This is a genomic window from Rhodovulum sp. 12E13 (assembly GCF_003340565.1).
Taxonomy (GTDB): domain Bacteria; phylum Pseudomonadota; class Alphaproteobacteria; order Rhodobacterales; family Rhodobacteraceae; genus HLUCCA09.
In genome coordinates this window covers 21157-27665 of record NZ_QPLK01000031.1, presented here as the reverse complement: position 1 = coordinate 27665, position 6509 = coordinate 21157, and the positions used below count along the sequence as shown (strand labels likewise).

General features: G+C 65.7%; 7 protein-coding genes. 4 read left to right on the top strand and 3 right to left on the bottom strand.

Going from position 1 to position 6509, the window contains the following annotated elements; genetic code table 11:
- The first annotated feature begins 111 nt into the window (after positions 1 to 111).
- Positions 112 to 390 (top strand): hypothetical protein, encoded by a 279-nt coding sequence (locus DLJ49_RS18375; RefSeq protein ID WP_115394992.1) that lies wholly within the window; start codon positions 112 to 114, stop codon positions 388 to 390.
- Positions 391 to 563: 173 nt separating this feature from the next.
- On the opposite strand, the gene DLJ49_RS21880 is transcribed toward DLJ49_RS18375, so the two are convergent.
- Complete coding sequence (locus DLJ49_RS21880) at positions 564 to 728, bottom strand: hypothetical protein (RefSeq protein WP_199533432.1); 165 nt, start codon at positions 726 to 728, stop codon at positions 564 to 566.
- The gene (locus DLJ49_RS18365; protein WP_147277342.1) at positions 725 to 1264 is read right to left on the bottom strand and encodes an amidohydrolase; all 540 of its coding nucleotides are present in this window, start codon (positions 1262 to 1264) and stop codon (positions 725 to 727) included. Before DLJ49_RS18365 ends, DLJ49_RS21880 begins: the two co-directional genes overlap by 4 nt.
- Positions 1265 to 1508: 244 nt before the next feature.
- On the opposite strand from DLJ49_RS18365, the gene DLJ49_RS18360 reads away from it, so the two are divergent.
- The 3 genes from DLJ49_RS18360 to DLJ49_RS18350 all read left to right on the top strand — a co-directional run bounded on the left by DLJ49_RS18360 (position 1509) and on the right by DLJ49_RS18350 (position 4997).
- Complete coding sequence (locus DLJ49_RS18360; RefSeq protein ID WP_369932745.1) at positions 1509 to 2645, top strand: linear amide C-N hydrolase; 1137 nt, start codon at positions 1509 to 1511, stop codon at positions 2643 to 2645.
- Between the two features lie 66 nt (positions 2646 to 2711).
- Positions 2712 to 4106, top strand: a complete 1395-nt coding sequence (locus DLJ49_RS18355; protein WP_115394988.1) for a glutamate decarboxylase — start codon at positions 2712 to 2714, stop codon at positions 4104 to 4106.
- A 12-nt stretch (positions 4107 to 4118) separates the two neighbouring features.
- The gene (locus DLJ49_RS18350) at positions 4119 to 4997 is read left to right on the top strand and encodes a hypothetical protein (protein ID WP_115394987.1); all 879 of its coding nucleotides are present in this window, start codon (positions 4119 to 4121) and stop codon (positions 4995 to 4997) included.
- On the opposite strand, the gene DLJ49_RS18345 is transcribed toward DLJ49_RS18350, so the two are convergent.
- On the bottom strand, positions 4987 to 6489 hold the full coding sequence (locus DLJ49_RS18345) for a TolC family protein (RefSeq protein ID WP_115394986.1): 1503 nt from the start codon (positions 6487 to 6489) through the stop codon (positions 4987 to 4989). The two genes, DLJ49_RS18350 and DLJ49_RS18345, sit on opposite strands and share 11 nt — an antisense overlap.
- Between the last annotated feature and the right edge of the window lie 20 nt (positions 6490 to 6509).

Sequence of the window (6509 nt, the reverse complement as noted above, 5' to 3'; positions counted from 1 at the left end):
CGGCTGTAGCGTTTCACCCATGGCGTGCTCCGAGGGCTGCTGTCGGACTTGGTGTAGCAACTTGATTCTACAGAGCTTTCGCGGGCACGCCAGCCATTACCCCCGATTTCGATGAATAAGGCGGGCTTCGGCGCGACGCTGCTCTACAAGATCAACGCCAGCGCCACGGCCCGCATGCGCGGGCGGCTCGTCCTGAACGGCACAACGGAAATCCGCGGCTCCCTCGGCGAAATTTCAGCCACCCACGTCTCGCTCGCCACCGCGATCTGGCTGCAGACCATGGTGCCGCTCACCGCGGGCGATACCGTCGAGCTGCAGGGGTATTTCCGGGTCGCGGACGGCTATTTCGCCGCCGATCACACGTCCTTCTGGGGCTGCAAGGTCGGCTGAGCGGCGGAAGGAGGATCCGATGACACCACCCCGATCCGAAGGCTACGTCCGCATGCCGGACGCCGAGTTCGAGGCGACCCTGGCGCGAGAAGCCTTCCCATGCTCAACGCGTAGCATGGCGGTGATCAGGACGACGGGGAGATGCGCCCGAAGCGATGGCTGAACCTCCAGATCTACCCGCTGCTCGCGAAGAGCTCGTCCTGGCCGGTCTTGACCATGTGGTCGGGCAGGCCGAGGGGCTGCGTGCGCCCCAGCGGCAGGCGCGACACGTAGGGCGCCTGACCTCGCACAAGGCGGAAATCCACGGCTGCCGCTGCGCGCAATGCGGGATCGATCATGAAGTCGTAGCCCATCCCGGCAAGGATGCGCGCAGATCCCAGCGAAACCTCGTCGCCGATCGACATGCCGCCCGCAGCCGTGACAGCCCATGTATGCAGGTCGAAACCTGGGGAAAGCTCGCGAGGCGGAAGATGCCGACCGGGCACTTGAAGCTGATGTTGCCCACATCGGTCGAGGCGCCGGACACGACCTCGCCCATCCGCTTCGCGTCGCGAAAGAGGCCCGGCTCCGGCAGGTCGTCGACGCGCTGGCAGGCGCGGGCAAAGTCTTGCTCGGCTTCGGTCCAGTCGAGCGGGTCCTCGGTCATGTGCGCGAAGGCGAGATCGGTCAGCGTCTGGTTGGGCAGCAGGTTGTGCAACCGCCACGCGCTGCGCGAGATGTCTACGATCGTCTCTCGCTCGGCCTTCACCGCCGCCTGCCCCGGGGCCGCCGAGGGTTGATGCGCCTGAGCGGGCAACCCGCTTGCGGCAAGTGCTACCGCCGCAGTCGCCCTGCGAAGAAACGCCCGGCTCGCACGGCCCAGCAGCGGCAGCAACTCCTGGCGACGATCCAATATCCAGAGTCTCCTTGTCTCGCGATGACGACCACAGCCTTGCGCGCCTCAAGCGATGCAATACCGCGAAGCGCAATCGAACGCCTCGCACGATCTCTGCGGCCCTTCTTCGGGGCGAAAGCGCGAATTCTGTAGCCGAAGTCGTTGCTTCCGCGGCGGGGTGCCTTGACAGGGCAGGAGCGCACAGTAGAACCTTGCCCTCGGTGGCCCATCAAATCGCCATCGAGTGTCCGATGGGAGGCCTGCCGTGTGTACATCGCTAACATACCGTGACGCCGAGGGACGCGTGTATTTCGGGCGCACGTTAGAGTTGACGATGGACCTGCCCTATCAGGTCGTGTTCGTTCCACGCGGGATGACGCTCCGCTCCGAGCTGGAAGGCCGCGATCCGGTTGACTACGAGGCCAGCCACGCCTTCATCTCGGTCACCATGCCCGGACGCATCCCGACGAAGGACGCGCCGCTGACGGTCGGCGATTTCAAGCCCCTCGAAGGCATGAACGAGCAGGGACTCACCTTCAGCCTTCTGTCCTATCCCGCGGCCGGCGGCGCAGACCACGGCGCCCACACGACGGCCGCCGTGCTCTCGGCCTCGGACCTCGGGTCGTGGGCGCTCGGTCGGTTCGCGACTGTCGCCGAGGTCAAGGCTGCGCTGGCCGACCAGCCGGTCATGCTGGAACCGCTCGCACTGCTGGGGGGCGTGGAATCGCCGTTCCACTACGTCGTGCACGACCGCTCCGGCGACGCGCTGGTGATCGAGTTCCAGAACGGGGCTATGCATCTCTACGACAACCCGGTCGGCGTCATGACCAATGGCCCCGAGTTTCCCTGGCACCTCACGAACCTCGATAACTACACCTACCTGTCGAACGTGGACAAATCGGGTGGCGCGTTCGGCAAATACACCGCGCGCCAGCCAGATTCGGGGATCGCGACGGCCGGCTTGCCCGCGTCGAACACCTCGGTTGGCCGGTTCGTGCGTGCGGCCTTCTACTCGCAGTTCACCGAGGCAGCCGACACGCCCGATGCCGCCCTGCGGACGCTCGCGCATATCATGAACAATTTCGACCGCCCGCGCGGCGCGACGATCGATTATCCGGGCGAAGGCGGCGGCCACATGGAGGTCGCCGGGCTGTCGGAAAGCACCGACAAGCCTTACGTGACCGAATATACCTGCTGGACCAACCTTTCCGATCTCGACCGCACCCTCTTTTTCGTGCGGACCTATCGGGATCTCAACTATTCCTCGTTTGATCTTGCGGCCCTAGCAAGCCTCGACGGACCTCGCATCCTGCCCCTCGACCGCCTCGAGCAATCGGCGGCCGGGGCGACGGAGTTGCTGGCTGCCGCCAAACCCGGATGACGTGAGCCTCCGATTTCATCACATGCGAATGAAGCGCGCGCACGCCGCAGCCTTGGGAGACTCAACATGAGCGACACGCCACTTTCCGACCGCTACGGCGGCGATGACGATGAAATTTACGGGTCGACAGCCTTCGGCGAGCCGCTGCCGAAATCCGGCTTTCCCGAACGCGAGCGCAATCCGCGCTTCGTCTATTCCGCGATTTCCGACGAGCTGATGCTCGACGGGAACGCGCGGCAGAACCTCGCGACCTTCTGCCAGACCTGGGAAGAACCGGAAGTCCACCGCCTGATGGACGCCTGTATCGACAAGAACATGGTCGACAAGGACGAGTATCCGCAGACCGCCGAGATCGAGGCGCGCTGCGTGCGGATGCTCGCGGATCTGTGGAACGCCCCCGAAGGCGTGGCCACCGGCACCTCGACCACGGGGTCGAGCGAGGCGGCGATGCTGGGCGGTCTGGCGATGAAGCGGCGTTGGGAGAGCCGGCAGAAGGCCGCCGGACGGCCCGCCGACAAGCCCAACCTGATCACCGGCCCCGTCCAGATCTGCTGGCACAAGTTCACCCGCTACTGGGACATCGAGCATCGGGAGATCCCGATGGAAGAGGGCCGCCTGCTGATGACGCCCGAAGAGGTGCTCAAGCTCTGCGATGAGAACACCATCGGCGTGGTTCCGACGCTCGGCGTGACGTTCACCGGTGAATACGAGCCGGTGAAGGCGGTGAGCGACGCGCTCGACGGCTACGAAAAAGAGACGGGCCTCGACATTCCGATCCATGTCGACGGCGCGTCGGGCGGCTTTCTCGCGCCCTTCTGCGCGCCCGCCCTGGAATGGGATTTTCGCCTGCCGCGCGTGAAGTCGATCAACGCGTCGGGTCACAAGTTCGGTCTCGCTCCCCTCGGCGTGGGCTGGGTCATGTGGCGCGAGGAGGCGGACCTGCCCGACAGCATGGTGTTCTGGGTGAATTACCTCGGCGGCAACATGCGTGATATCGCTCTGAATTTCTCGCGGCCGGGCGGTCAGATCGTATGTCAGTACTACAACTTCCTGCGTCTGGGGCACGAGGGCTACCGCAAGGTGCATGAGGCCTGCTATCGCAGTGCTCAATATCTCGCCGAGGAGATCGCGCAGATGGGGCCGTTCGAGATCGTCTACGACGGCGACATGAACCGCGGAATCCCGGCGGTCTCGTGGAAGCTAAAGGACGGAGCCGATCCCGGTTTTACGCTGTTCGATCTGGCCGATCGTCTGCGCGCGCGCGGCTGGCAGGTGCCCGCCTATACGTTGCCTGCGAATTGCAGCGATCAGGCGATCCAGCGGATTCTCGTGCGCAACGGCGTCAGCCGGGATCTCTCGACGCTGTTGATGGACGACATGAAGGCGGCCCTGGACCATCTGGATGCCCACCCCCGGAAGGTTGCCCTGACATCCGAGGATGCCTCCGGGTTCCATCACTGAAGCCGAGCTTGAATGACCGGCGACGAGGATAGCGACACAGGCGAACGGGGTGGGGTGCGGCTGCACGGGCCCGGCCCGTTCGTGACGCTTCGCGTCTTCACGCAACATGGCCACGAGCGGCGCTGGCCCTCGCGCCAGGTTCGAAAGGGGCTTGACCGGTTCGAGAGCTTGCGGCGCGCGGGTGGCGTACCGGTCTGGCAGTCGGCGCGCTTCAACTGGATGATCGGCCTGCTGTTCGGCGTGGGGGCGACCCTGTTCATGGTCGGGGCGGCCTTCTCTCTGCTCCCACCGGACACGCCGTGGCTTCCATCGCCCTATACCGTGGCGGCCATCTTTTTCGCCGGATCGATCCCGTTCACGGTCGCGGCCTACCTCCAGCACTTTCAATCGGCCAACGCCCCCCGCCTCGAAGCGCCGAGCCCATCAGCGGGGCGGATCGCCCTTGTCGGCTGGCGGCCGCGGAATGCTGGCTGGCTCAGCACGCTGTGCCAGTTCGTCGGCACGGTCGCCTTCAACTTCAACACCTTCGACGCAATCGACCCAAGCCAGGACTGGCTCGCCGAGGATCTGACGATCTGGCTGCCCGGCATGGTCGGATCGGTCCTGTTCCTCGTCTCGGCCTATCTCGCCTTCATCGAGGTCTGCCATGGCTACTGGGGATGGAAATTGCGCGACCTCGACTGGAAGATCGCTGCGATCAACCTCGTGGGCTGTGTCGCGTTCCTGACGGCCGGGGTGCTGGCCTATGTCCCGCAAGGGCCGGAACCGGGCTGGATCCTGACTGTTGCGAATGCCCACCTCTGGGTCGGGGCGTTCTGCTTTTTCGTCGGGGCGCTGCTGCTGATGCGCGAGAGCCGGCAAACGCAGCCGGTTGCGGCAGCTATCGCCTGAGTGCAGCCGCGGGCGAGTCGCGGGATGTCATGTCGCCCAGCGAGAACGCGAGCGCCGATGCGGCGATCAGCGAGGCGGCGTGGGCGTCAGTCCGGGCCTGCCGCGCAAGGAGCAGCCCGTTTTCTGCAGCCATGACATCGGTGATCGGGACGAGCCCGTTGCGATAGCCTTCGAGCGTCGCGTCGTAGGTCGTGCGGGAGGCAGAGACGAGGGCGGTCGACGCTTCAAAGGCCTCGAGTGACGACCGCAGCGTGTCGGATGCGACGACGATCTCGCGCGCTGCGGCATTCCTCGTCTGATCGAGCACGGAAATGGCCGCCTCGGTTGCCGATTCCGCCTGGCGACGTCGATTCGCGCGGATGGCTCCGTCGTAAACAGGGATCGAGATCCCGAGCAGGATCCCCGAAGCGGTCTGTTGCGCGCCCACACCCGGAAGGTTGCCCGTCTGGAACGTCGTGTTGTTGGCTCCGGCGATCGCGGTCGTGTAGATCTTTGGCAGGAAGGCCGCGTCGGCGGCGCGTTCGCCTGCGCGCGCGGCTTCAACGCCTGCAAAGCTCGCCAGCACGTCCGGCCGACGGGCGAGGGCGGTCTTGATCAGGTCGTCGGTCAGCACGGCACCGGCACTGGGAAGGCGTCGGCTTTCGGATGTGGCGATCCTTATTCTGGAGGTGGGCGAGATGCCCACGGATTCGACCACATCGTGATAGGCGTCGCGGCGCAGGTCCTGCGCCAGCACAAGGCGGAGCCGGGCCTGCGCGACGAGTTGTTCGGCCTGCGCAACCTCGATCGACGTGCCGGTGCCGGCTTGCAGGCGAGCTCGGGCGGCTTCCTCGATGGCACGGCTGTTGGCGAGGGCCTGTTCGGCGATCCGCACGTCGCCGACCGCGCCGCCATGGGCGTAATAGGCGCGCGTCACGTCGAAAATGAGCGCCTGATGCGTACCGTTGAACGCGATGTTCGCCGCGTCGAGGTTCGCTGCCGCCACGTCTCGCAAGGCTGCGCGTTCACCGAAATCGAAGAGCAGCCATTGCAGCGCAAGCGCGGGTGTCGCGCCTTCGGCGGTCGTCGTCAGGGTGTCGGTGCCGCCGCCGAGGGTCCGCACCGGCGTGACGATGTCTTGCCGCCCGGCGATGATGTTGGCCGAGATGAAGGGCAGGAACGTCCCCTCGGCGATGCCCCTGGCAAAGGCCGCCTGCCGGGCATTCTCCCAGGCGAGCTGCGTCAGCGGGTTGGTCCGCTGGGCGAGGTCGATCAGTTCGACAAGCTCGTAGGTCTTGCCGGATCGAACACCTGGGGACAGGGCGCCGGCTTCGGCATTGGGCGACAGGGCGAAGCTTCCCGGCGCTCCTTCCCCCCCCTCCTCCCTCCAGGGGGAGAACGGGGACGGGGAAACGTCGCCGCTGGTGTCGGTGTCGCAGGCGCCAAGGGCGAGGACGAGGGCGAGCAGCGGGACGAGACCCTTTCGGCAGATCGGAACAGCTTCGATCGTCATGGATTTGGACCCTCTCCTTG